This is a genomic window from Bacillus sp. A260, assembly GCF_009861435.1.
Classification (GTDB): Bacteria; Bacillota; Bacilli; order Bacillales; family Bacillaceae_G; genus Bacillus_A; species Bacillus_A cereus.
The window spans coordinates 2,438,880-2,462,224 of the sequence record NZ_CP046398.1 but is presented as its reverse complement, the minus strand read 5'-3'; the positions used below and the strand labels follow the sequence as shown (position 1 = coordinate 2,462,224).

Here is a 23,345-nt window from a genome sequence, read left to right as displayed (position 1 = left end):
CTACTTTTCAATTTTTAAATGTGTATGTTTCTTATTGGATTTCGCCAAACCAATTGTAAGTGGCAATCCAAGTACTAAGAAAACGATGACATCGGAAATTGTTGCTCCTAATACTTGTATAACAATTTTGTCAAATGGTTCTCCCATCACAATAATATCGAATGCCCCAGCAAATATAATAGCAATGACAATACCAACTAGCCCAGTAATTGCTAAATAAGAAATATCCCCCTTGTTAAACGACCCGTTTTTCACACTAAAACCAACTCTTTTTTGAATAAGCCCCATTGAAAAACCAATAATTCCTGAACTAATAACCCATCCCCACCAAATACCCCATCCAGCAATCGTATCTGTTACGGTATGACCGATAAGTCCGATTAACAGTCCTGCCACTGGACCAAATAATGCTCCAAAAACAGTTAATATAGCTAATGCTGGTTTAATAAATGTATTCGGTGCAATAGAAAATCCCCAAAGTCCTAATATCCCGTATAATGCTGCTCCAATACCGATTGCTACTACTAACTTTGTTGATAATTTATTCATGACAATTCCCCTCTCATATTAGTCAACTTTTATTACTCTATATTTAATTTAAAAATGAATTATGCATCGACACTCCCTTTCTATACAACAAAAAAATGACCTCTTACATAAGAGGTCACTTTCTTTCACTTTCAAGAATCCTCTTATCTTTCAAAAAACACATCGTGTCCTCTGCGGAATTAGCACCTTCCTATAAAATTGCATAGGGGTTGCTGAGGTTTCTTAGGGCCGTTCCCTCCACCTCTCTGGATAAGTATTAATTTGTAATTCGTATTATGGCACTAAAGAATGTAAATTTCAACACTTTTCTTACTATTTTTATTTTTTATTAAATAGCACATTTAAATCATTGTATTCTTATCGGAATTATGAAATAATGAATTCAAAATCGTTTCGGGAGGAATGCATTATGAAAGTTATTGGTTTGATTGGAGGATTAAGTTGGGAATCTACATCATTATACTATAAACATATTAATACACTTACACTCTCTCAATACGATCAAAATGCGAAGCTAATTTTATATAGTATGGACTTTGGTGAAGTAACTACTTTATTACAAAACCATCAATATGAAGAAGTGAAAAATGAACTAGTTACAGTTGCAAAGAAAGTTGAAAAATCTGGGGCTGAATGTTTATTAATGTGTTCAAATACTGTACATCTATTTGCCGAGGAGGTAGAACAAGCAATATCTATCCCGCTTCTTCACATTGGTGATGTAAGTGCTAAAGAAATGGTAGAACAGAATATAAAACGTATCGGACTATTAGGAACAAAACAAACGATGGAGCAAGATTTCTATAAATCACGATTAGCGAAATATAACATTGAGACAATTATCCCAAATGACGAGGAAAGAACTTTTATCCACCATGTCATATTAGATGAATTAAGTAGAGGGATCATTTCAGAAACATCTAAAAAAAGGTTATTACAAATTACAAAATCATTAATTCAAAACGGTGCTGAAGGTATATTATTAGGCTGCACTGAAATACCTTTACTCATCTCCCAAAATGATCTTACTGTTCCCGTTTTTGATACTGCTTTTTTACATGCAAATACTGCTGTACAATTTGCTGGATAAGAATACACAAGCATAAAGGTGAGAACCTCTATGCTTGTATACAGTTACGACTATTTATCCCGCTATTTGCAGGCAGTAAAGCCCCACCAATTAAAGTTTTACTTTATTTAAAAGAGATTCAATAACTGCAATCGCTTCTTTTGAACCACCACATTCTAAAAAGCTATCATTAAGTTTTCTTATACCATATTTATACTTTTCATTTGAAAGTACATCTGTTACGGCCTCTTTTAAAGTGTGTACATTAACATGTTCTTTCAATAGTCTATGTGCCGCTTCAAGCTCAGTTAATCTTTGCGCTATCATTGGCTGATCTTTATCATGCGGTATTATTACAAATGGGACATTATAATGAATGGCATCGTGTACACTATTCATACCACCATGTGTAATAAAAACATCTGCTTCATTTAATATTTCTGATTGAGGTACGTATGGAGCAATTATAAAATTATCTGGTGCTTCCTTAATTTTAGAAATATCATTTCTATCACCAATTGCCATTACAACTATCCCATCAAAATCTGAAAAAGTATCAATACAAGTATTAAAGAATGGTTCGAGTCCTTCAAGCAGTGTTCCCATTGAAATATAAATAACTTTCTTTTCTTTAAGTGATTCCAGTAGAAACTTTATATTTGTTTTACGCTTTGAAATACTCGGTCCAATAAAAATGTTATTTTCCCCGAACGATTCGCTATTAGGTTGGAAATAACGACTTGTGTATACGAGACAAACATCACCCTTATTATTCATAAATTGAAGATTATTCTTTGGTTTTACTCCAAATTTATGTTCCATCTGATTTAGTAATTTTTCAGAGATTTCCTCTGGTTGAAATGGCATATCTGCATTTGGATGAAAAGGTAATGTCTTCAAAAATTCTGGCGGAATTAAAAATATAGGTGAGGACACTACACCTGGAACTTGTAAATACTCCTTTACTAACTCTCCTGCGCCAAATATATCATACATTACGAAATCAAAATTTATACTTTCACATAATTGTTTCGTAATTTCTAATATATATAAAGAAGTCTGAACATGCATATGAAAGAAAGCATTTAACCCAGATGAGGTTTCAGCATCAATAGAAATCTCTTTTAATAGATCCGGATGAGTATGTACAGTAGCTCCTAAATCTTCAATTCTATCCTTAAAGTTTGCCGTTGTAATATAATGTACGTTATCCCCTCGTTCAGTAAAGGCTTTTACTAAATTTAATGTAGGGTTTACATGTCCCTCTGCTGGAAAATTAACTACTAAAATATTTAGCACTTATTCCTCACTCCTTACATTTCACTGTTTTAATTAAGCATACTGTTATTTGTACAAGTAATCTTCCCCTAATAGTCCTAATATGCTTGCTACATTATATTGATAAATAATTTTCAGTCATCAACATAAAAAAAGCATCTACCTATGTAGATGCCTAACCGTGATAAGGAGTGTTCTGTGAGGTTAGAACAAGCGTTTTTGCTTGTCCTATGCTATCAATATATGATTTATTTTATAAAATGTGAATCGTTAATAGAATTATTTTATCCATTTTATATGATCAAATGGATAAAATACCATTTCTACTTTACCTATTATATTTGATTCATCAATAAGTCCAAGTGTATTCCTACTATCTTTACTATGATTACGATTATCACCTAACACAAATAATTTATGCGTAGGAACTTTTATTTCTCTAAAATTTGAAAAACGATTGGATACTTGTGACATATCTAAATGTATATACGACTCATCACGCTTTTTACCGTTAATAAATACCTCATCCTCTTTTAGTTGTATGTTATCCCCCGATAATCCAATAATTCGTTTCACATAGTAAGTAGGCGCGTCTTCTTTTTTTATAATGACAACATCTCCATGATGAAAAGACGATAAACAGACGTTTACCTTATTAACAAGTATATAATCTTTTTCATTCAAAGTAGGTTGCATCGAAATTCCTTCTACCATACAAAATAAAAAGGACTTATTAATAAAAATAACCCCTATTATAATGAATATGTAGCTACATATGTTCCTCCAATATTTTAGAATAAACAGCTTCATATATACCCCATTTCTAATCTATTCCCAGATAAAAACGCCTCTAGTTTACAGGAATGCTAGAGACGTTTCGTACATTTTAATTCTCTTTAGAGGCATCTGTTTTTGGCGCTTCACCAGTTAATCTCTTATTTTTCAAATCAAAATAAGCATCTAAAACTTCTTTTCCAATATCGGAGTTAATGCCCGATTTATCATTTTCAACCCATGGTACTACAACAGAAAATGCTACTTCTGGATCATCATATGGCGCATATCCAGCCAATGTTAAGTTATAACATTCTCTACGATCACCTTTCGCATTTCGCCCAATTTCATTTTCTCCACCATATACAGTTTGTGCGGTCCCTGTTTTACCAGCTGGTTTATATGGTGCTTTTTGGAATGCTCTTACTCCCGTTCCATCTCCCTCTTGAAATACTTTTCTAAATCCTTCTTTTACTTGATTAATATATTCTTGTTTCATATCGATTCTATTTAAAACAACGGGTTCTATTGATTGTACTACTTTACCAACCTCATCTTTTTGAACGGTTTGTTCTCTAATCTCTTGAACAATTTGTGGTTTCATTCGATACCCTCCATTTGCGATAGTCGAAATATATTGTGCAAGCTGAAGTGGTGTATACGTATCATATTGTCCAATAGAATAATCTAATAAGAAACCAGGCTGATTATCTTTTCTTCCAATTTGCCCTGCGGTTTCATTTGGTAAATCAATACCAGTTTGTACGCCTAGTCCAAATTGCCTGAAATAATACCTCATTTTATCAAAATATTCTTGTTTAATATCTAGTGAACTATTTTTCACATAACCCACGCCAGCAATTTTTAATGCTATATTAAACATATAAACGTTTGAAGAAACTTGTAACGCTCTTAGATCGTCTATATCACCAAAATTTTTCCAAGACTTCTTTTCCTTAGTTCCTTTAAATTTCATAGGTGCATCATAAAAATGTGTTCCAGGAGTTATTGCATTTGTTTCAAACCCTGTTAACACTGTCGCACCTTTAACCGTTGATCCAAGCTCATATGAACTTGTCAGCGTGCCTAAAGCATAATCTTCAACTTCCATTTTCCCGTCTTTTTCTACAAGCCTTTTCCCAGCCATCGATAATACTTGGCCATTTTTCGGATTCATCATTACTACGAAAGCACGGTCTAACATTGATTCTGATCCTTTATATTGTTTTAATATTTTTTCTATGCTCTCCTCTACTTTTTTTTGCAATTCCATATCTATTGTTAAAGTTAAATTTTTACCGCTTTTCCCTTCCGAAACCGTTTCCGTTCTAATAGTATTTCCTTGTTTATCAGCAATGCTTCTTACTTCTTTTTTTGTACCATGAAGTACATCTTCGTATTGCTGTTCGATATAACTTTTGCCGACCCTATCATTTCGGCTATAATCACGCACTAAATAATAATCTAATCGTTCACGTGGCAATCCTTCATCAGCATTTGAAACGTTACCAAGGACAGAACGGAATAATCCATCATTTACATAGATTCTCTCCCAATCAACTGATGCGTCTACTCCTGGAAGGTTCGCTAAATTTTCACTAATCACCGCATATTCCTGTTCACTAACGTCCTTTTTAATAATTTGAGGTGCCATTTGAAAACCTGAGGTCATTTTACTTTTAATAGCTAACACTTCTATATCTTTAGCCGTTAGTTCTTGAAGATTTTTATCTGTAACGCGTTTCCTTTTTAAATCTTCTATTTTTTTGTCTAGCTCTTTTCCGGTAATATCCTTATCTCGGAACTTATCTATTTCTGTTTTTGATACTAAGTCTTGAGCAAGTTCTGGATTTAATTGCATCCAAAAGTCTTTCTTATCAGTCTCAGTTAACTTATCTATATCTTCTTGTGGCATTTCAATAATATCTGCAAGTTGTCTTGCTGATTTTAATATTTCTTCTTGTTTTACACCTTTCACCTTTGTATATGTAATCGTACGTAAAGACTTATTATCAACTACTGGATTTCCTTCACGATCAAATATTTTCCCACGTGGTACAGAAAGGCCCACGGTTGCATTTTCTCTCTTCTCTACTTCATTTTTATATGTTTCTCCATCAAAAATTTGCACTTTCCCTAACTGAATAATAATGCCAGAAAATAATAAAAATACACAAAGGAATAAAATATTTAACCGGAGAGGTACTACTCTACCACTTTTCTTCTCTTGCTTTTTCACCTTGTCATAATCTCCTCCTTACAATATTTCAAATAATAATCACATTTCTATATTAAAAGTAATGTACAATTTCTATACATTGCTTTGTACAAATATTAATATAATGTTTAAAACTTAATAGAAATTAAAACAAAGGTAAAGAAAAGGTAAAGTTTACTAAATTAAATATAAAAAATACCCAATAACAAAAAGCTTAGTTTTCACTAATCGCTTTGTTATTGGGTATTAATTGATTTAAGAATTACTACTAGTGCGTATTGCTATACATTTGTCGTCACAATTAGAAAGAGATTGTTTACTTAGTACTTTCGGTAAGTAAATAGTTACTGTTGTCCCGACACCAACCTCGCTCATGATACTAATTGTCCCTCGATGACTTTCAATAATTTTATAACTTAACATTAATCCAATACCAGTCCCTTTTTCTTTCGTACTATAAAAAGGTTCACCTAATCTCTTAATTCTTTCTTCAGGTATTCCTATTCCTTCATCTATTACATGAATGATGACACCATCATCATTTATTTCTTTTATGTGAATTGAAATTTCCCCACCATTTGGCATAGCTTCGATTGAATTTTGCAAAATATTAATAAATACTTGTTTCAATTGATTTTCTGAGCATTCAATAATTATATCTTTGTCATCCGTAAATAGTTCAACTTGAATATTTTTCATAATTGCCTTTGTATTCATTAACGATACGACATTTTTAAAAATTCGATAAATATTTTTCTTTTCTGTATTTATCTCATCTGTTTTAGCGATTGATAGAAATTCTTGCAGGATTGCTTCTATCCTTTCAATTTCAGAAAGCATAAGATCAAAATATCTTTCTTGATCTTCTTTATTAATTTGGAATAACTGTATAAAACCTTTAATTACAGTTAAAGGATTTCTTACTTCATGAGCCACGCCAGCTGCTAATTGACCAATTGCTGCAAGCGTATCTGATTTATTTAGCAATTCTTCTGTCTTTTTTCGCTCTGTAATGTCGCGTACAATAATCATAATTTTATCATGTAATAATGGTAAGCACCTAGCCTCAAAGAAATCAATACTTCCATTAAGTGTGAGTGGATATTCTACAATTACATTCGTTCCTTTTTCCTTCACTTGATTAATGGCTTCCTGAAACTGCTGTGCTACTGACGTTGGTAATACTTCATAAAACTTTTTTCCCATAAAAGTTTCTGCGGGTACGTAAAACTTTGTAGGAGATCCTGCCTTGTAATCTATAATTGTGCCATCATCTTCTGTTAAGAAACATAAATCTGGTAAAGCTTTAAAAATTAATTCCAGTTCAGATGTTTGTTGTTTTAACTGCTCTTCTATCGCTTTTAAATGTGTAATATCTACACCAACAGCCCAATAACTATATCCTGTTACAGGAAACTGTTCTGATATATTCGACCACATTATTGTTTTGATTTCACCATTTTTACATGTTAAGTGCATTTCCCAATCTCTGAAATTTTTTCCACAAGTTAAAAATTTCTTTTGTATTTGATGGCGATAATTATGATCAGGATACAATAATTGCAGTGCATTGGGATTTCCAATTATTTCTTCAGCGGTATAACCTGTTACAATTTCGCATTCTCGATTCCACAAAACAAAATCTCCATTATAATCAAGCGCATCGACCATAACAGGCATGTTTTGTAAAATCGTATGTAGTTCCTCTTCTTTCCGAGAAAGCAACGTTGTATTTTTACTTTGAAATACTTTTATTGCACCATCTAAAATTAAACTTGAGAGCATTTCAAAGTATTTTTGACAACTGAAAATTTCACTTTTTTTGGACCATACAACAAAAGATCCTAAATGTTGATTGTATAAGAAAATGGGGATTTCAATCTTTGGAAGTTTACTCTTTTTTATCTCATTCATTCCGAATGAAAAAACACACTCTTTTTCAGCATCAAGAAGTTGATGTGATATGTTAGTTAATTTATAAAATTGTTCTGCCATGGTTTCTATTGTACTCACATCAATAAGTTCCATTAGCCGCGAATTCATTCCTTTTTCACCTCAATATGTAAAATTAATACAAATCTAAAATTCATACTTCTCCATTATACGAAGAAAGCTAGTGTAGGTATATAGCTGTAGAATAATTATTCGAACAAATTTTATTTTTCAATTAAAACAAGAAAAGAATATATATACTGAATATACCTTTAATTAGTATATATTTCGTTGATTCCTCACTTATTATCTAGATAACTTGAATTCCTTCTTACATTCACTGAATTTTTACTCGAGAGTCATACACGTTACTAATAGCGATATAAACATGCAATAAGTATAAAGTTCATAAAATATTCACAATTTTTATGAAAAATATAAACATTTATTCCAATATATTCTATATAATAAAATGTAATAAGGCTTCTATGAATCTCATAGAATACCTTACCCCTAATAAAAAAGAAAAAAGAATCCAAATGGATTCTTTTTTCTTTTTTATTTACATTACATATTTATATAAAGCATGTGCCACACCATGTTCTTCATTTGATAACGTTTCGTATTTACACATTGCTTTTATTTCTTCTACTGCATTCCCCATTGCAATTGATATGTTCGCTTTTTCCATCATAGAAACATCGTTTAGTCCATCACCTATCGCTACAGTATTTTCAACCGGAATATTAAGATGTTCTGCTAAAGTATATAATCCATTCCCTTTTTGAGCATCTCGATGATTAATCTCTAAATTGTGCCAATATGAAGATGTAATTGCTAAATCTGTATTATGAAGAAATGTTTCTTTTAGTTTTTTTAATTTCTCAATATCATAAGAAAATGGTAATAGTTTATGCACATGTATATCTGTTTCTACAATTGGTTTACAACTTTCCGCACTATGAAACGCTGTATGCTCAAGATATAATGCTGCGATTGTTTCTAACTCTTTCAAGTCGAAATTTTCTTTTGAATTCTTCATATACTCAATTTCATTACGTACACTCTCTACTCCATAATCCGGTACATACACACCTTTATCAGTATAAAGCTGATAATATAAACCATTCTCTTCAAGATATTCTACAATTTCAAGTGCCTGCATATTTTGAATTGGATATCTCTTCATCATTTTTTTATCTTTATATATAAGAGCCCCATTTTCCGCAATGATTGGACACTCTAAATTAACTTCTAACAATAATCGCTCAATGTCAACAATAGAACGTCCTGTACAAATTGCTACAACATGGCCAGCTTCTTGACATGTTCGAATTGCTTCTGCATTTTCTTTACTTATCATTTTATTCCCCGAAAGAAGAGTTCCATCTAAATCAATTGCGATTAATTTCATTATTTCTTCACCACTTTCTATAAATACACGAGTTCTAATTAATTATTAGGTATCGTTTTCATACAATCCTCGTGAGGTACTTCTTATTTATAATTTATGAAAAGCGTTTCAGGTCAAGAAATAATTAAAAATAAAATCCAAAGCTTTTCTTTTTAAAAAAGCTTTGGATTTTAAACTATGAATTATAACTAATGTATTTTGTCTCACACATGTACACATTTTTTTCTTCAGTTGGGATATATACTTTAAACTTTTCTAGCCGTTTTCCATAGACATGAATCGTAATAACGCTTTCATTTTTGCTAATTTCAAGAATATGACAATCCGCTGGTGGAATTACTTTATCTGTTTCTCCTTCTCCCAAATAAAGATTTCCTGTATGTGTTAAATAAACAAGTGAATTTCCAAGTTGTTTCGTTTGTATAAAGTTCTTCACCATAATCCTTCCTGAAAAAACGCCTTCTACTCCCCATGTGCCGTCATGGTCATGTAAAGGTGTAGATTGTCCATCTTTCCATACGAGAGCTAGTACTTCAAAACGTTTGAGCGGATCTTCATACAATAAATGTCGTGCATATTGAGTCAAATTGGCCTTCTGTTTATCTAACGGAAGCCATGTTTTCTTTTCTAAAAGTTCTTCTAGTAACTTTTCAATGCCACACACTATTTCTTCTTCAAATAAACCGTTTTCCATAAGATTTGTAACACCTTTAATAAACTTTTGAAATGATTTACTTCCATTACAAGTCAACATAAGAATCCTCCTCTACGTTTTATACAATTCCATATTAAGGTAATTGCCGAAAACTCACAATTGAGAAACAAAAAAACAAGATGCAAATGTATGCACCTTGTTAAGATTTTTATTTGGCTTTCAATCGAATAGGTAAGTATTTTAATGTTTGTTCATTTTCCAATATACATTTTTCTAAACAGAAAGATGGAGATAGCTCTATTTTTTCAAAAGCATTTATAAAGGTAGTTAATGCAATCTCAGCTTCTAAACGTGCAAGTGGTGCTCCTAAGCAAAAGTGAGGACCTTTCCCAAAGGTTAAATGCTTTTCATTTCCTGTTCGATGTACATTAAATTGAGAGGCTTGTGAAAATTTTTTCTCATCTAAATTCGCTGCACTAACCCACGCAACAATCATCTGATTCTTTTTCATGAAAGGACCAAATATATTTGTATCCTCTGTAATCCTCCGGGCCAATGTAACAGGAAAGCGATAGCGTAATACTTCCTCAATCGCTTTTAAAATTAAGTTAGGTTCTTTTCTTAACTCTTCATAAATTCCAGGTGAATCTACTAAAAAGCAATAAAAGCTATTAACAATTAAATTTGTAGTGGTTTCATTCCCAGCCGCTAGTAAACCTAATGAAAAGGTTACAATTTCTTCATCGGTTAATCTTTCGTCTTCATATTCAGCTCGAATTAAATCAGAAATGATATCATCGGTTAAATGATATCTCTTTTCCTGAACAATCGGTAGAAGGTATGCTTTGAATTCATGTAATGCTATCCCTTTCTCGGCATCCAGATCATTAAACTTTTCTTTACTATACGGCATAAATAAAATATCAGACCATTCTTTCATTTTTTTACGATCTGTTGTTGGGACTCCTAATAAATCGGAAATAACGGTAACAGGTAAAGGTGCAGCAAACTGTTCAACGATATTAACTTCACTACATTTTTCGATATGTTGTACAAGTTCATCTGCGATAGCCTGTATTCGAGGTTTCCACTGTTCTAAACTTCTTGGAGTAAATGCCTTAGAAACAATGGAACGTACATTGCGATGTTCTGGTGGATCTGTAGAGTTTATATTTATTCTAGTTTCTAAAGGAGGGATTGAGAATTGTCTGCGCTCCCTTCTACTTGAAAATAAGCGATAATCTGATAAAACACGATTTACATCATCATATAAAAAAACATTCCATACATCCTGCTCTTCATCATAATGAACTGGGTGATTATCCCTCATCAAACGATACCATTCATATGGATTCCATAATTCTTCTTTTGTTTTCAGCTTTGAAATTTCATGAACTAAAATAACATTTTCAGGTGAAGCCATAGTTCTTTCCTCCCTTTTCTTTTACAATAAAAGTGATAGGTCGGCAGTCCAAAGTTGTATAAACTATCATATGTTATTTTAACATATACCAAAGGGGATTTTTCATTAGAGAACTTGAGAAATATATAAGGGGGATTTTTATGTACGTTGACATTTTACTACTAGCAGAATTAACGACAGGACCAAAACATGGATATGAAATTAAAAAAAATGTTCAAAATCGTTTAGGTGAAAATTTCGAATTAAATCACAACATGCTTTATCCTGCCCTTCGGCGCTTTGAAAATATGGGTGCTATAACGAAAAAAATACATAAACAAGTCGGAAAACCAAACCGAAATATGTACGATATAACAGAAACAGGAGAAGAAATTTTTTCTGAAATGTTACGAGAGTTTCCCGAAAAACTTGCGACAAACAATACAGAATTTCTTGTTCGTATTGCGCTATTTGAAAAACTTGACTATGAGGATAGAAAAGAGATTTTGACTGTACGTCAAAACGTACTATATAATCAGCTTACTGCTATTCAGTCTCTAGATGTTACCTCATCTTTTATTACTGAAGTCATTGAATTTAGTAAATCACGAATTGAACATGAATTGAGTTGGATTACATCACTTATGAAAAAAATATGAAAAAATAACAAGAAAAGTTAAAAACAATGAATGAAAATGATATTTATTATCAATACTATAATTAATAAAAGGGCAACCACGATTTGGCTACCCTTCAAACATTTATACTTCTGGATCGAAAGTTTTGCAATCTGTTTCTTCCGTTGTAGATGCATGTTTACCTTTATGACTTACTACGTAAATTGCCTCTGCACTACATTTATTACCGTTCGCCCAAAATTTACAGTTATTTACTTCACATAAAACGTCTTGTGCCATAGTATCACACCTCCTTGTTCTATTATCATTAACAAAATTCGGAGGTATGATACTCTTTGTCATGCATTTTTTATTCCCTTTTTAGCTTTCTTAATGGTTCAATATCTCCTCGTACAATCACATCTATATTTTCAGTTATTTTTTCAATGTCAAAATGCCACCATTGAATTTGTAATAATTCTTCTATTATTTCATTTGAAAATCTCTCTTTTATTTTATTTGCTGGATTTCCACCAACAATTGTATATGGTGCGACGTCTCTAGTCACAACAGATTTAGCTGCAATGATTGCACCATCTCCTATTTTTATTCCGGGCATAATAGTTGTGTCCATACCAATCCAAACGTCATTTCCTATAACTGTATCGCCTTTGTAAGGTAAATCAGACAAACTAGGTGTATACTTCTCCCACCCATTTCCAAAGATATTAAATGGATATGCCGAAAATCCATCCATCCGATGATTCGCTCCGTTCATAATAAAGTTAACTCCAGATGCAATACAACAAAACTTTCCAATAGTAAGGCGATCCCCAAGAAATTCATAATGATGTAATACTCGATTTTCAAATGTTTCTCCATCTTTCGCATCATAATAAGAATAGTCACCAACAAGTATATTAGGTTTTGTTATTGTATTTTTTATAAATTGAACGTTTTGATTTCCTTCAATAGGGTATTTAATATTTGGATTAGGATTCATTTTGTACAGCACTTCCTTTACCACTTATTTCACTTTCTACCGCTATTACTGGCTTTAAATTGTATATAGGTAAAATAAACAATAATCCAATTATAAAAAGTAAAGCCGTCCCTTCATACATCATACTTAATGAAAACATCTCTTTTAATGAGCCAGCTATACTCATCGTTACTACCATTGAACCGGTAAATAGCGGACTTAAAATACCATTTACACGACCTATAAAATCGGTATCGCTATTTTGAATAATAAGCGTATTAATACCAATTTGGATACAAGGAAGAGCTAAGCCACTAAAAAGCTGAGCTGTAAGTGTCACCCATAAATTTGTAGAATATCCTATAATGCCAATACCAATTGCTTGACCAAGCATACCGATAATTAACATCTTTTGCGGAGCAACGTTTTTCGCAAATACCATTGCTAATGCTCCGCCAACAATCATTCCCGCACCATTTACTGTTAGTAGCCACTGTAAACTCTCTTTTGATAATCCTAGCTGCTCAGTCACAATAAATATACCTAATGGTTGAATTAATCCTATACCTAGTCCTGCAGCCATAAAGCAAAGCCCTAGCAAAGTTAATGTTTTTTTCTTTTTGACATACTTAATACCATCCTTCATCTCCTGCAGCAGAGTGATATCTTTCTTTTCTACGTCGTTTTCAAGATCTTTCGGAAGAAATAACAATACAACTGCCGCAAGTAAAAACGAGATACCTGTTATGATGATTGAAATATAAATTCCAAAACTATGAAAGATAAATGTCCCTAGAATTGGTCCTAATACCATAAATATTGCAAATATCGTTTGATATATAGACATCGCTAATTGAATTTGTTCCGTTGATAAATGTTGTTTAAACAACTTCATTCCAGATGGTTGTGAAAACTGTGAAAGGATTGCAGAGATGAGTGTCACAAAAAACACAATTTTCCACGTTCCAAACATAAGCGTAATTAATACAGCGAATACTGAAATGGAACTTAACGTTTCACACCATATCATTGTCTTCTTTGGCTTCCACCTATCAGCAAAGGTACCGCCAATAAATGAAAAAATAAAAATTGGAGCGAATTCAGCAACTGAAATCATAGAAATAGCAAAAGCATCACCTTTTGTCATTTCCATTACATATAGTAATACCGCAAAGTTTCGAACCCATATTCCTATTTGTAAAAATAATGCTGATGCTAAAATCCCTTGTACAAACCGATTTTTTAATACTTGTGATACCCCATTGTTTTGTTTCGTTACTACATTTGTCGACATAAAAAAGCCTCCTATTTCATGTTCTGAACAGGAGGCAGCACAAATCATATAAAAAGACAATATATTCGCAGAGCGAAATACATCCCTTTTCTATAAATGTACAGACTAACCCTATTCAGAAGAATATTTCGTTTTTTAACGAAGATCTCTTACAAATAGAATTAGTTGATCATTGGGATGTCTTCACCCTTCCGTTTCGAATTTAAATAACACATACATACTCTATGTAAATCATTTTCGATGTATGCATGTCTCCTTTTAACTATTCTAGAAAGTTAAAGGCAATTCCTCTAAAGAACGCATTAAATAGTTCCCTTGCCATTTAATTTCTTCACGATTCCCTTTTATTTGTAGTTCAGGCATTCGATTAAACAAAGTAGTAATAGCAATCTTTGCTTCTAACCTCGCAAGTGGAGCGCCTAAACAGAAATGGCTACCATGACCAAAGGCAATATGACGATTATTTTCTCGAGTAATATCGAATACTTCTGGGTTTTCAAATACAGTTTCATCACGGTTTGCAGAAGCTAAGGCAATGACAACCATATCTCCTTTTTCAATTGTTCGGTCGTGAATTTGAAAAGGTTCCGCTGCCCACCTTGCAGTTGTAACCTCAACTGGAGAATAATAACGCAATCCTTCCTCAATAGCCGAATCAATTAGTTTTGGATTATCTTTTAATAACTGTAATTGATTTGGATTTTCAAGAAGTGCTAATACCGTATTTGTAATTAAATTCACTGTCGTCTCATGTCCTGCGACAATTAATAGCATTATCATTGAATATAGTTCCCGAGCGCTAAGTTTATGCCCTTCACTCTCTGCAAGTATTAAAGCACTCACCAAGTCTTCTTTTGGCTCTTTTCTTTTAATATCAACTAAATATTGAAGATATGTAATAAATTCAGATAGTTGTTTTTCAGTCTCTTTTATTTCTTCAGGTGTTTCTGGTGATGCAATAACAGCATGAGACCAAATCCTAAATTTCGCTTGATCTTCTTTTGGAATACCGAGCATCTCACTTATTACAATAATTGGTAATTGAAATGAATAATCATCCACAAGATTTAATGTACCTTTTCGCTCTATATCACTTATCAAATCATCTGCTATTCTCTGAATTCTTCCGTCTAATTGTGCAATCATCTTCGGTGTAAAAGCTTTTTGAACTAAAGATCGTAAACGACTGTGGTTAGGTGGATCTGAATTTAGCATATGTGTTGTTAAGTGGTCACTATTATCAACGGAAAGATACATGTTCTTTGTATCTTGAGAAAATACATTTGTCCAATCTTTTTTTAAACGATTATCTTTTAAAAGTGGCAGAGCATCTTCATATCTAGTAATGAGCCATTCTTTACCGATTTCAACTTGGTTTACAAATAATATAGGTTGTTTTTTTCGCGATTCTTTATAAATTTCATACGCATCTTCTTTAAACTGAGCTGAAGCTAAATTAATGCCATCCTCTATGCTTAACCCAACTTTGTTTTTCATTGACATTGTATTCCCTCACTCTCATTTGTTTTTGAAAACCAACCAACATATGCATTATACTCTAATAAAAACGTGAAAATTGTAAATTTTTAATCAAAATCTTACTTCGTATATTGAAAAATAAAAAAGTGAGAGAGTACAATCGTTTTACTCTCCCACCTCTCTTTATGCGAAGCACATAAAATTACTAATTTGTTGATAGCGATAACTTACTTTACGACGACGACCACCCTGCCAAGTGTAACCTGATACTCCGTTTCTTCTCACTTCAGTCGGAAAGAACCATAAATCTCTTCCAAAAGGCCCAGGACGATGTAAACGTAAATAGCCCCATCTTCCTAAACAGTTACACATCCATGATTTCATATTGCCTGGTTGTGCCGGAGAAGCAAATGTAGACGGTAACGATGGCGCTTGTGACGGTGGTGGTGACGTTGGAGCATCCTCCGCATCATCTGGTCTGTAATCTTCTTGTTCAATATCTCTCACTTCATTTGTAGGTTCATACCCGTAGTTTTGTGGATTATAATACATCGCTTGATCATATGGATAATTTTGTTGGTTATACATATTAACAAATCACCTTCTTTTCATTCATTACCTTTATCATTCATATGTGATATGCCCTCTCTAGGAAGCTTATGTATAGCCCAAATTCAACTTAAAAAGCTCGTATTATTAAAAATACGAGCCTTTCAAAAATAGAATGTGTTTATTATTTCCTTAACTTCACACTATAAAAACGCATTTCATCTAACGAACCTTCAAATTCAAATACTTCTTGTTTAATTAATTGTTTCAAGCGATATTCTAAGAATGTATCTCCAACCAATTGTTCAACAAGACCAAGTGCTTCACCAATTACTCTAGGAGCTTTGAGGAACTCTCGATCAGCACCCACACTTTTCGCGCATTCAATTATAAATTGATCAAAATAATCTTCTTGTACAAAATGCACTTCATTTTCTTTCCACACTCTTAAACATTCTATGCTTTCCGATAATCTATCCCACTCATGTTCAAACTTCATTCGCTTCTCTTCAGTTAAATAAGGTAACTTTATAAAACTTTTTTGGAATAGAGCTAAACTTTCAGGTGGTAATTCTCCCGTTCCACGAATATCATACTCTTGTTTTAATATTTCTCTACTTGCTTCAGACGTATTAATAACTCGAATGTTTTTCTTATCCTTTAATTGTGTTATTACAAAACTTAGGCCTACATGTTCATGTGCATTATCAGCCTTCCAAATTGTAATAGGTGTTTCAACAGGAATAGTATGTAGTTCTTCTATAGTTGCTATAAATCTTGATAAATATTCTTCTTCAAAATAACTATCATAAGCAGTTAAGTTATTTATTAACCACTCCTGTCTTGCTAGTTGCCCCTCATTCGTATGCAACCTATATATCGGTCCAATTGAAAAAAATTCCGAAAAAGCAACAACACTCTCTTCAAATAATTCTTCTTGACTTAACATATATTTTAAGCAACCAGCCGTTGAATCATCAAAAGCAATATGTACGTGCGTACTGTCTTTTACATTCCTTTTATAAGTAGGATTACTTGTTAATTGTTTCGGAATATCCATCAAATTTTTAATTGTATCTTCACTATAGTTTTCTTCTAATAAGTTTAACTGTATGAGAATACTTTGAAGTAAATCTTTAGCCTCATCTTCGTACATATCCTCTACAGCATTTTTAATTTTATCTATCACACAAATCCCTCTATTCATTTCAAAAATAACGTAGATTATAGTGTATCATTTTAGTATAGTTCTTTAAAGTCAAATCCAGATTACTACAGCAATCTGGATTTTCAACAAAAGCTCTCCTTATATTTTTGAATTGCTAAATATTTTTACTTTGAAAATCCTTGTATCTAAATGTATAATTATATAAAAACAAAAATATAGGAGCTATATTTATGGATAAAGTACTTACAAATTATAAACATTACTTAAAAAATTGGAGATTTATATTTATTTGCATACTACCTGCTATTGCCTTATTCGTTACTTTCGATGTCATCTTTGAACTACTGTTTCATCAAAATTTCTACTTATCTAACTTAATTTCTGCTATCATATTATTTTTAATATTTATTAACGTTAAAGATAAATTTAAAATTAAAGGCTAAAAAACACTATTTCAAAATAGCCCTTTATTATTGCATCCTACTATAAAATAAGGCTCATAGTAGATTTTCATAAAAAATAAGAGCACCCTGCAATTAGCTGCTCTTATGTGATTAGAGGTTTTTTCTGAGTATTAAGTAGGACACGAAGATCTTGTCCTACTACATAATATATGCTTGTGCTTATTATTTCGTGCATGTATTAAGCAACATGTTCAGGTACTTAATATATGCACAGTCATTGCTAAAAAATCTACTCAAAATTTCACTGCACAATTTCATATTTATAAATTAAAAAACATCCTCAATGGATGTTTTTTATCTAAAGATTTTAAGCTTCCATAAACTTAGCCGGTACACCAATTTTTTCAACTACAGAAGATATATTAGTAGGATTAATCATTACATTTTCAATACATACTAATTTATTTTCTAATATCCCATTCTCTGTAGTAATAAGTTCTTCAAACCGATCTAAAGTCATTGAGAATTTATGTTCACTTCCGCCATTCATACTAACTTTTACATACTTCATAGTGTCACCGCCTTTCATAATAATTTACATTTCGACAAGAAGGCGCTTACATCCTTTTTATTTACCTCTTAGATTTCTCACGTTTATATATATTTTGAGCACGGAAACTACTATTATTCACTCACAAAATTATTGCTAATAAGAAAGATAAAGATAAAAATGCACAAAGTGGAATATATAAACCGGTATCCATTCTTGCAAAGTGCGTATCTTTTTGTCGTTTAAAGATACCAAAATAGTTAAATTCACCAATTACTCTAATAGAAAAGACGATCATACAAATCCAGGAACCGACTTGAATAATAACATTAGGAACTGCAAAATGAACAATATTTGCTTGTTGCAACAAAATTATTGCTGCCATACTTAATAATAATGCAATGACCAATGTCATTCCGGCACGAGGTGTAAACGCCTTTTCCCCTGCTTTAGTTGGAATAACACTATTTGTCCCCCAATTACCTCCGAAAGCCCAATATACATGTAAAAAACTAACTAAGAATAATATACAAGCAGATATATATGTAATGATAAGCATTTTATCCTCCCCTTATTTCATTTTGGTTCCCACCTATAAAATATGCTGTTCCCCCCACATTAGCAACCTTCATTTCATTACATAAAAAAACCGTAATGATTTATCAATATTAAGATAAGTCATTACGGGGTTATTAAACCTCATTATGCATTATACCTATTTCTTCGGCGTTCCATCCTTGTTTGACCTTGAACTGCATTTTCTTTGTATGGATCTATTTGCTCTGTCATTTCATATGTTGCAACTGGTTCTTCGTACTTATACTCATGGATCTTTTCTGGCATTTTACTTTTAGATTCTTTCCCACCAAACTTAAATAGTTTCATCTTTAATTTCGGCAATCTTGGAAGTCGAATCTTAATTGATAATCTTTTGCGTTTCTTTTTTGGTCCAAGTAGATTTATATTTTCTTGATTATCTTTCTCTTTGCGGTGAATGAACATCGCAAGTAATCCTCCTAATACAAGTCCTCCAATTAATAGTAATATATATACATAATGGCTTGTCATTAAACTCGTTATGCGTTCAAGTATGACTAACGACTGTACTTCTTTTATATCCCATAGTAAAGCGGCCCATAATGAGAATAAGCCCAAAGTAAGTCCATATGTACGAAAACGGAATAAACATGGAATTAACGCGACACATGCAGCAATTTTCGCATTTGCTATGATTGAGCTTGTTGCAATATCTTGATGCCAAATAACTAACAGTAGTGTTATAAATGGCGCATAAGCTATCCAACTGCATATACGTGAATACATCTTTTTAGCAAAATAACTACCGAAACTAGTAAAAAATAAAAGCCCTCCAATATATATAGATTGTTCTAGAGGGATTTGCTTTGTAAGTCCTGCAATTGGAAAGAGGCCGCTCAATAGCATTAAGAGCACATCTAATTTCTTCACAATTCCCCATTCCTTTCAAATTTTTTCAATTAATAAAAATCGTTTTTCCATATGAAATAGTTTTTGTATTTCTAAAAAACATATTAATCCTGTCTGCACATAAAGTAAATATGTAAACGAAAAGATACTTGACAAAGGATATCCTTATTTACATAAAAAAATGACAAATCCTGATCGATATAACGAGCAGGATTTGTTTACTAGTATTTAAAGTAGAATAATTGAATCTTTCTTTTCTACTTTTACTACATCTACATCCAATTCATCATCAAATTCTTTAAACTCTCTTGCATCTATGTCAGTAATATAACTCTTTATTACTTTTTCCATATGCATGGAATATGTAATGTGTACATTCTTTTTCGAAAGCATACTAGAATTACAGCACATGTAATGTATCATTTTAGCGATATAATCCCTTTCTACAGGTTTTACACCCAATGGTAAAATTTCAAGTATATATCGCTGAAAAATCCCACTACAATTAAGTGAATATTCACCAGTGCTATAATACATCCCTTTTTGATCTGTATATAAGCCAATGCTATCTAGAGCATCATCAGATTCTATTACACCGTAACTTGGTACATCAAAACCTGTATTTATTCTAATAATATTTAAATTTGGAACCTTTAACACCTCTGGAACAATATCAGGTAAAATATCTGTATTAATTTCTTTATTTTGTAACTCTTTTATCCAATACCTTCTCAAATTTGCATCTACAATGAAATAAACTTGTTCATTTTGTTCTTTTGCATATTGTACAATTTCCATTAATGTTTCGGAAACATATTGTTTAAAAAGAGCTCCCATATCATTTCTCTTTGATGGTTGTGGTAAAAATGCATTATGTTTATTTATATTTAATAATACGTAATCAATCGTTTGCCATTCTGTATTCCCATATAATTTATATAAAATTTCTTTTCCTTTTATTTTTGAAAGAATAGGTAAGAAATCAAATTTCGATATTCGTTCAATTGATAAATTAACATATATACAAGGTAAATTTATCTTATTCCAACTACGCTTCAAAAATCCTTTTTGCTCTAATAAACTAAAAACACTATTTACAATTGTTTTACGAGATACACTTTGGCCTATAAATAAATTAATAAATGTTGAAATACGGTTTGCTCGTGCAAATCCCTCTCTAATGATTTGTTTTGGATCAATTTTTTCTCGTCCATCACAATTTTTCAATGCGATTAATGCTAATGTCGCATCACTGCGCTCGCCCGCGGTAGCATAGACAGCTTTCGTAACATCATCTACAAGATTTGTTTTATATTTTTGGCAATATTGCATTTTATATGGATTTTGTAACACCTTTTCAATATTGTATCTCACAATCTTTAATAACACTGGAAAATCTGTATTCAATACATAAGAATTTTCACCAACTTTAGTCAAAACAATTTGACTCTCAAGTAATGTTTGTTCTATTTCCAGCACTATATCTTCAGACCAAACTTCTAATGTTAATGTCTCTAATCCTTTTGGGGCAAATAAAGGAAATAATTCATTTTTGTTATTTGTAGCTACCTTTTTACATTCTGGAAGTATTGTGAAATAAGAGAATTTACGCTGAAATTCTTTAAATAAATACTCTCTTTCCTTTACTGTTATACCCGGTTCTATTTTAGTACCTTGAACTTTATAAATTCTCTCATTGTATGGAAATAACACCCTTTTATTTTCTCCTACAATATAATCTTTCGGATATTGGAGAATATGGTCTAAATCCACCTCTCCCCCTATTTGAAAATCATCTTTTAAATTTCTAAATATCTTAATCCATTTCATGCCGGTTGTAGCTTGTTGTATTTTTAGTTTTACAAACCGTATTTTTTTATTATTTGACGCAAACTCTGAGGTAGAAATCAATATCATGCCTCGTTTCCGTCTTAAAAGTAAAGGAATATCTGGATGATTATATTCTTGATAAAATCTCCGAATCCCTATTGAAATATTTAATAATGGAGCGTTCTCACCACCGCGGGTTATGCATTCGAATCGATATACATAGGAGAAAAAATCTTGTGTTTTTTCATCTTTTATCGGCCCTGACATCGCCTCACAAATATTTTGTGATCTAAGAGGGGAAAAATAGATTTCTTCTGCATTTGTATTTTCTAAATATATAGGACGCTCACAAAAAATATGTGAGATTAAAGCGGGCACCCACTTAGAATACGTTTCATTATCATGTAGTACTGGCAAATGAGAAATCAAATCGGATTGCCATTCATATTTTGGTGGTTCTACTAATCTATTTGGTTTCCAATCATGAATAATCTCATACCAACTTTGAAAAATATAATCGAGCTGCTCTTGTCTAATAGGTTCTTTCGATACAATCCATGGTGTATTTTCATTTAATACGTACGGGTTATGCTGAATAAACAATATATCCGAAAACATATCATACAATCTTTCATTCAAACGTTTCAACTTACTCGTTAATAAAAATGTCTTATAATGTATCTCTACGATGTCCAGCCATTCAATAGGAAAGTATATAAATGATACCTTTTCATTTAAAAGGGGTTCTACTATATTTTCAAATGTTAGCAGCCTTAATTTTTTCATAAAATGATTGCTTCCTTTCTTCAGTTGTCTTGATTATCAAAAAGCTAGAACAATAGTTACTTAATCTAATCCATTTAAACCAAGTATTTAAAAGAAACGTAAAAACTGTTTATCTACATAAATTATTATCAAACCGACTCTTTTAAAAATTCAAAGTAATTATCATGTATAACACCTCTACTATATTTGAATTTCGATACATTCAAATTATACATTATAATTAATGCATTGTACTTATCATTTACAATATCTTTACAAAAAAACCAAAAAAGAACACCTTAATTCGGTGCCCTTTTTACAAATATCAACCTTTATGTAATTGAACATATAGATAACAGTAATCCCCCAAATGAAATTGCTCCTAGTAAACCTACTACAACTCCTGTTAAACAAATACAATCAGCAAGACAAATAGAAGACTGTGATAATGGAACAAATGACCTACTTGTACTCGAACCATATTGTTTTATTTTCTCATAATTCACATCTAACATTAGATGTAAACATGTTACACCATCCTCAATAGTATGTAGAGGTTCTTTTTCTAATCGCTCCAATAATTTACTATCAAAAGCAACTGATAGAGGATACTGCTTATCTAATTTCATATTTTGATAAATTAGTTGCAAACGAGATAATATATTGTTTTTCTTCTTTTCAGATGTTACTGTACATTTCATTTTATTAAATTCATTTAATAACAGTGTCAATTCATCTCTTTTTCCGTATAAATCTTTAGCTATTTTTCTCTTTAGTTTATACGAATGGATAATAGATTTTAGTTCAATCATATTCATACACTTCCTAATTACATATTATTTACCCGATTATTTTATAGATAAACAGTACTTTTTAATCTTATTTAAATTACACTCAAGCATCTTCATTTACTATCGATTAACATTACATTAACCTTACAAAGTTGTAATAAATTCGTTAGCTAGAAGGA

Annotated in this window: 22 protein-coding genes and 1 riboswitch; of the genes, 3 read left to right on the top strand and 19 right to left on the bottom strand. The window is 31.7% G+C overall.

Annotated features, from left to right (window positions below; all coding sequences use genetic code 11):
• Positions 1 to 549, bottom strand: a complete 549-nt coding sequence (locus tag GD442_RS12385) for an ECF-type riboflavin transporter substrate-binding protein (protein ID WP_001038210.1) — start codon at positions 547 to 549, stop codon at positions 1 to 3.
• Between the two features lie 140 nt (positions 550 to 689).
• Positions 690 to 805: riboswitch (SAM riboswitch) on the bottom strand.
• A gap of 153 nt (positions 806 to 958) precedes the next feature.
• On the opposite strand from GD442_RS12385, the gene GD442_RS12380 reads away from it, so the two are divergent.
• Positions 959 to 1,639, top strand: a complete 681-nt coding sequence (locus GD442_RS12380; protein ID WP_000864372.1) for an aspartate/glutamate racemase family protein — start codon at positions 959 to 961, stop codon at positions 1,637 to 1,639.
• Positions 1,640 to 1,729: 90 nt separating this feature from the next.
• On the opposite strand, the gene GD442_RS12375 is transcribed toward GD442_RS12380, so the two are convergent.
• The 7 genes from GD442_RS12375 to GD442_RS12345 form a co-directional block, all read right to left on the bottom strand.
• Complete coding sequence (locus GD442_RS12375; protein WP_000932144.1) at positions 1,730 to 2,917, bottom strand: macrolide family glycosyltransferase; 1,188 nt, start codon at positions 2,915 to 2,917, stop codon at positions 1,730 to 1,732.
• Positions 2,918 to 3,175: 258 nt separating this feature from the next.
• Positions 3,176 to 3,706, bottom strand: a complete 531-nt coding sequence (lepB, locus tag GD442_RS12370; RefSeq protein ID WP_033666239.1) for a signal peptidase I — start codon at positions 3,704 to 3,706, stop codon at positions 3,176 to 3,178.
• A gap of 76 nt (positions 3,707 to 3,782) precedes the next feature.
• Entirely contained in the window at positions 3,783 to 5,909 is a 2,127-nt protein-coding gene (locus GD442_RS12365; RefSeq protein ID WP_000743775.1) for a peptidoglycan D,D-transpeptidase FtsI family protein, read from the bottom strand.
• Between the two features lie 234 nt (positions 5,910 to 6,143).
• A complete protein-coding gene (locus GD442_RS12360; RefSeq protein WP_001088555.1) occupies positions 6,144 to 7,931 on the bottom strand; it encodes an ATP-binding protein in 1,788 nt (595 codons plus the stop codon).
• 451 nt (positions 7,932 to 8,382) lie between these two features.
• The gene (locus GD442_RS12355; protein WP_159365100.1) at positions 8,383 to 9,234 is read right to left on the bottom strand and encodes a Cof-type HAD-IIB family hydrolase; all 852 of its coding nucleotides are present in this window, start codon (positions 9,232 to 9,234) and stop codon (positions 8,383 to 8,385) included.
• 175 nt (positions 9,235 to 9,409) lie between these two features.
• On the bottom strand, positions 9,410 to 9,988 hold the full coding sequence (locus GD442_RS12350) for a cysteine dioxygenase family protein (RefSeq protein ID WP_000954442.1): 579 nt from the start codon (positions 9,986 to 9,988) through the stop codon (positions 9,410 to 9,412).
• 109 nt (positions 9,989 to 10,097) lie between these two features.
• Positions 10,098 to 11,312: a cytochrome P450 gene (locus GD442_RS12345; protein WP_086408046.1), complete on the bottom strand. Its 1,215-nt coding sequence runs from the start codon at positions 11,310 to 11,312 to the stop codon at positions 10,098 to 10,100.
• Between the two features lie 140 nt (positions 11,313 to 11,452).
• Between GD442_RS12345 and GD442_RS12340 the strand changes: the two genes are divergently transcribed.
• A complete protein-coding gene (locus tag GD442_RS12340; RefSeq protein ID WP_000289127.1) occupies positions 11,453 to 11,950 on the top strand; it encodes a PadR family transcriptional regulator in 498 nt (165 codons plus the stop codon).
• Between the two features lie 102 nt (positions 11,951 to 12,052).
• Here the strand turns inward: GD442_RS12340 and GD442_RS12335 are convergent, their stop codons facing one another.
• The 6 genes from GD442_RS12335 to GD442_RS12310 all read right to left on the bottom strand — a co-directional run bounded on the left by GD442_RS12335 (position 12,053) and on the right by GD442_RS12310 (position 17,401).
• Positions 12,053 to 12,208 carry a DUF1540 domain-containing protein gene (locus tag GD442_RS12335; RefSeq protein WP_000046095.1) on the bottom strand — a complete coding sequence of 52 codons (156 nt, stop codon included), beginning with the start codon at positions 12,206 to 12,208 and terminating at the stop codon, positions 12,053 to 12,055.
• 70 nt (positions 12,209 to 12,278) lie between these two features.
• A complete protein-coding gene (locus GD442_RS12330) occupies positions 12,279 to 12,911 on the bottom strand; it encodes a Vat family streptogramin A O-acetyltransferase (RefSeq protein ID WP_001069204.1) in 633 nt (210 codons plus the stop codon).
• Positions 12,901 to 14,184 carry an MFS transporter gene (locus GD442_RS12325; RefSeq protein ID WP_000106401.1) on the bottom strand — a complete coding sequence of 428 codons (1,284 nt, stop codon included), beginning with the start codon at positions 14,182 to 14,184 and terminating at the stop codon, positions 12,901 to 12,903. Before GD442_RS12325 ends, GD442_RS12330 begins: the two co-directional genes overlap by 11 nt.
• Before the next feature lie 267 nt (positions 14,185 to 14,451).
• Positions 14,452 to 15,687, bottom strand: coding sequence for a cytochrome P450 family protein (locus tag GD442_RS12320; RefSeq protein WP_000062131.1), 1,236 nt, complete (start codon positions 15,685 to 15,687; stop codon positions 14,452 to 14,454).
• Positions 15,688 to 15,846: 159 nt separating this feature from the next.
• On the bottom strand, positions 15,847 to 16,251 hold the full coding sequence (locus GD442_RS12315) for a hypothetical protein (RefSeq protein WP_000282687.1): 405 nt from the start codon (positions 16,249 to 16,251) through the stop codon (positions 15,847 to 15,849).
• A gap of 145 nt (positions 16,252 to 16,396) precedes the next feature.
• Positions 16,397 to 17,401 (bottom strand): DUF1835 domain-containing protein, encoded by a 1,005-nt coding sequence (locus tag GD442_RS12310; protein ID WP_000565682.1) that lies wholly within the window; start codon positions 17,399 to 17,401, stop codon positions 16,397 to 16,399.
• Between the two features lie 209 nt (positions 17,402 to 17,610).
• On the opposite strand from GD442_RS12310, the gene GD442_RS12305 reads away from it, so the two are divergent.
• Positions 17,611 to 17,823: a hypothetical protein gene (locus GD442_RS12305; RefSeq protein ID WP_000362067.1), complete on the top strand. Its 213-nt coding sequence runs from the start codon at positions 17,611 to 17,613 to the stop codon at positions 17,821 to 17,823.
• Between the two features lie 328 nt (positions 17,824 to 18,151).
• Here GD442_RS12305 and GD442_RS12300 read toward each other — a convergent pair whose 3' ends face one another.
• The 5 genes from GD442_RS12300 to GD442_RS12280 all read right to left on the bottom strand — a co-directional run bounded on the left by GD442_RS12300 (position 18,152) and on the right by GD442_RS12280 (position 23,193).
• Positions 18,152 to 18,355: a hypothetical protein gene (locus GD442_RS12300; RefSeq protein ID WP_000878369.1), complete on the bottom strand. Its 204-nt coding sequence runs from the start codon at positions 18,353 to 18,355 to the stop codon at positions 18,152 to 18,154.
• Between the two features lie 121 nt (positions 18,356 to 18,476).
• Positions 18,477 to 18,893 carry a DUF3995 domain-containing protein gene (locus GD442_RS12295; protein WP_000905568.1) on the bottom strand — a complete coding sequence of 139 codons (417 nt, stop codon included), beginning with the start codon at positions 18,891 to 18,893 and terminating at the stop codon, positions 18,477 to 18,479.
• A 143-nt stretch (positions 18,894 to 19,036) separates the two neighbouring features.
• The gene (locus GD442_RS12290) at positions 19,037 to 19,801 is read right to left on the bottom strand and encodes a DUF3959 family protein (RefSeq protein ID WP_000732180.1); all 765 of its coding nucleotides are present in this window, start codon (positions 19,799 to 19,801) and stop codon (positions 19,037 to 19,039) included.
• Positions 19,802 to 20,008: 207 nt separating this feature from the next.
• A complete protein-coding gene (locus GD442_RS12285; RefSeq protein ID WP_086408045.1) occupies positions 20,009 to 22,396 on the bottom strand; it encodes an RNaseH domain-containing protein in 2,388 nt (795 codons plus the stop codon).
• A 311-nt stretch (positions 22,397 to 22,707) separates the two neighbouring features.
• A complete protein-coding gene (locus GD442_RS12280) occupies positions 22,708 to 23,193 on the bottom strand; it encodes a hypothetical protein (protein WP_002041181.1) in 486 nt (161 codons plus the stop codon).
• Between the last annotated feature and the right edge of the window lie 152 nt (positions 23,194 to 23,345).

Excerpts from the sequence above, each read along its gene's own strand:
- GD442_RS12380 (WP_000864372.1), top strand. The coding sequence starts at position 959 with ATGAAAGTTATTGGTTTGATTGGAGGATTAAGTTGGGAATCTACATCA.
- GD442_RS12320 (WP_000062131.1), bottom strand. The coding sequence starts at position 15,687 with ATGTCAATGAAAAACAAAGTTGGGTTAAGCATAGAGGATGGCATTAAT.
- GD442_RS12315 (WP_000282687.1), bottom strand. The coding sequence starts at position 16,251 with ATGTATAACCAACAAAATTATCCATATGATCAAGCGATGTATTATAAT.
- GD442_RS12385 (WP_001038210.1), bottom strand. The coding sequence starts at position 549 with ATGAATAAATTATCAACAAAGTTAGTAGTAGCAATCGGTATTGGAGCA.
- lepB (WP_033666239.1), bottom strand. The coding sequence starts at position 3,706 with ATGAAGCTGTTTATTCTAAAATATTGGAGGAACATATGTAGCTACATA.
- GD442_RS12295 (WP_000905568.1), bottom strand. The coding sequence starts at position 18,893 with ATGCTTATCATTACATATATATCTGCTTGTATATTATTCTTAGTTAGT.
- GD442_RS12340 (WP_000289127.1), top strand. The coding sequence starts at position 11,453 with ATGTACGTTGACATTTTACTACTAGCAGAATTAACGACAGGACCAAAA.
- GD442_RS12325 (WP_000106401.1), bottom strand. The coding sequence starts at position 14,184 with ATGTCGACAAATGTAGTAACGAAACAAAACAATGGGGTATCACAAGTA.
- GD442_RS12335 (WP_000046095.1), bottom strand. The coding sequence starts at position 12,208 with ATGGCACAAGACGTTTTATGTGAAGTAAATAACTGTAAATTTTGGGCG.
- GD442_RS12360 (WP_001088555.1), bottom strand. The coding sequence starts at position 7,931 with ATGAATTCGCGGCTAATGGAACTTATTGATGTGAGTACAATAGAAACC.
- GD442_RS12305 (WP_000362067.1), top strand. The coding sequence starts at position 17,611 with ATGGATAAAGTACTTACAAATTATAAACATTACTTAAAAAATTGGAGA.
- GD442_RS12355 (WP_159365100.1), bottom strand. The coding sequence starts at position 9,234 with ATGAAATTAATCGCAATTGATTTAGATGGAACTCTTCTTTCGGGGAAT.
- GD442_RS12285 (WP_086408045.1), bottom strand. The coding sequence starts at position 22,396 with ATGAAAAAATTAAGGCTGCTAACATTTGAAAATATAGTAGAACCCCTT.
- GD442_RS12300 (WP_000878369.1), bottom strand. The coding sequence starts at position 18,355 with ATGAAGTATGTAAAAGTTAGTATGAATGGCGGAAGTGAACATAAATTC.
- GD442_RS12350 (WP_000954442.1), bottom strand. The coding sequence starts at position 9,988 with ATGTTGACTTGTAATGGAAGTAAATCATTTCAAAAGTTTATTAAAGGT.
- GD442_RS12330 (WP_001069204.1), bottom strand. The coding sequence starts at position 12,911 with ATGAATCCTAATCCAAATATTAAATACCCTATTGAAGGAAATCAAAAC.
- GD442_RS12345 (WP_086408046.1), bottom strand. The coding sequence starts at position 11,312 with ATGGCTTCACCTGAAAATGTTATTTTAGTTCATGAAATTTCAAAGCTG.
- GD442_RS12280 (WP_002041181.1), bottom strand. The coding sequence starts at position 23,193 with ATGAATATGATTGAACTAAAATCTATTATCCATTCGTATAAACTAAAG.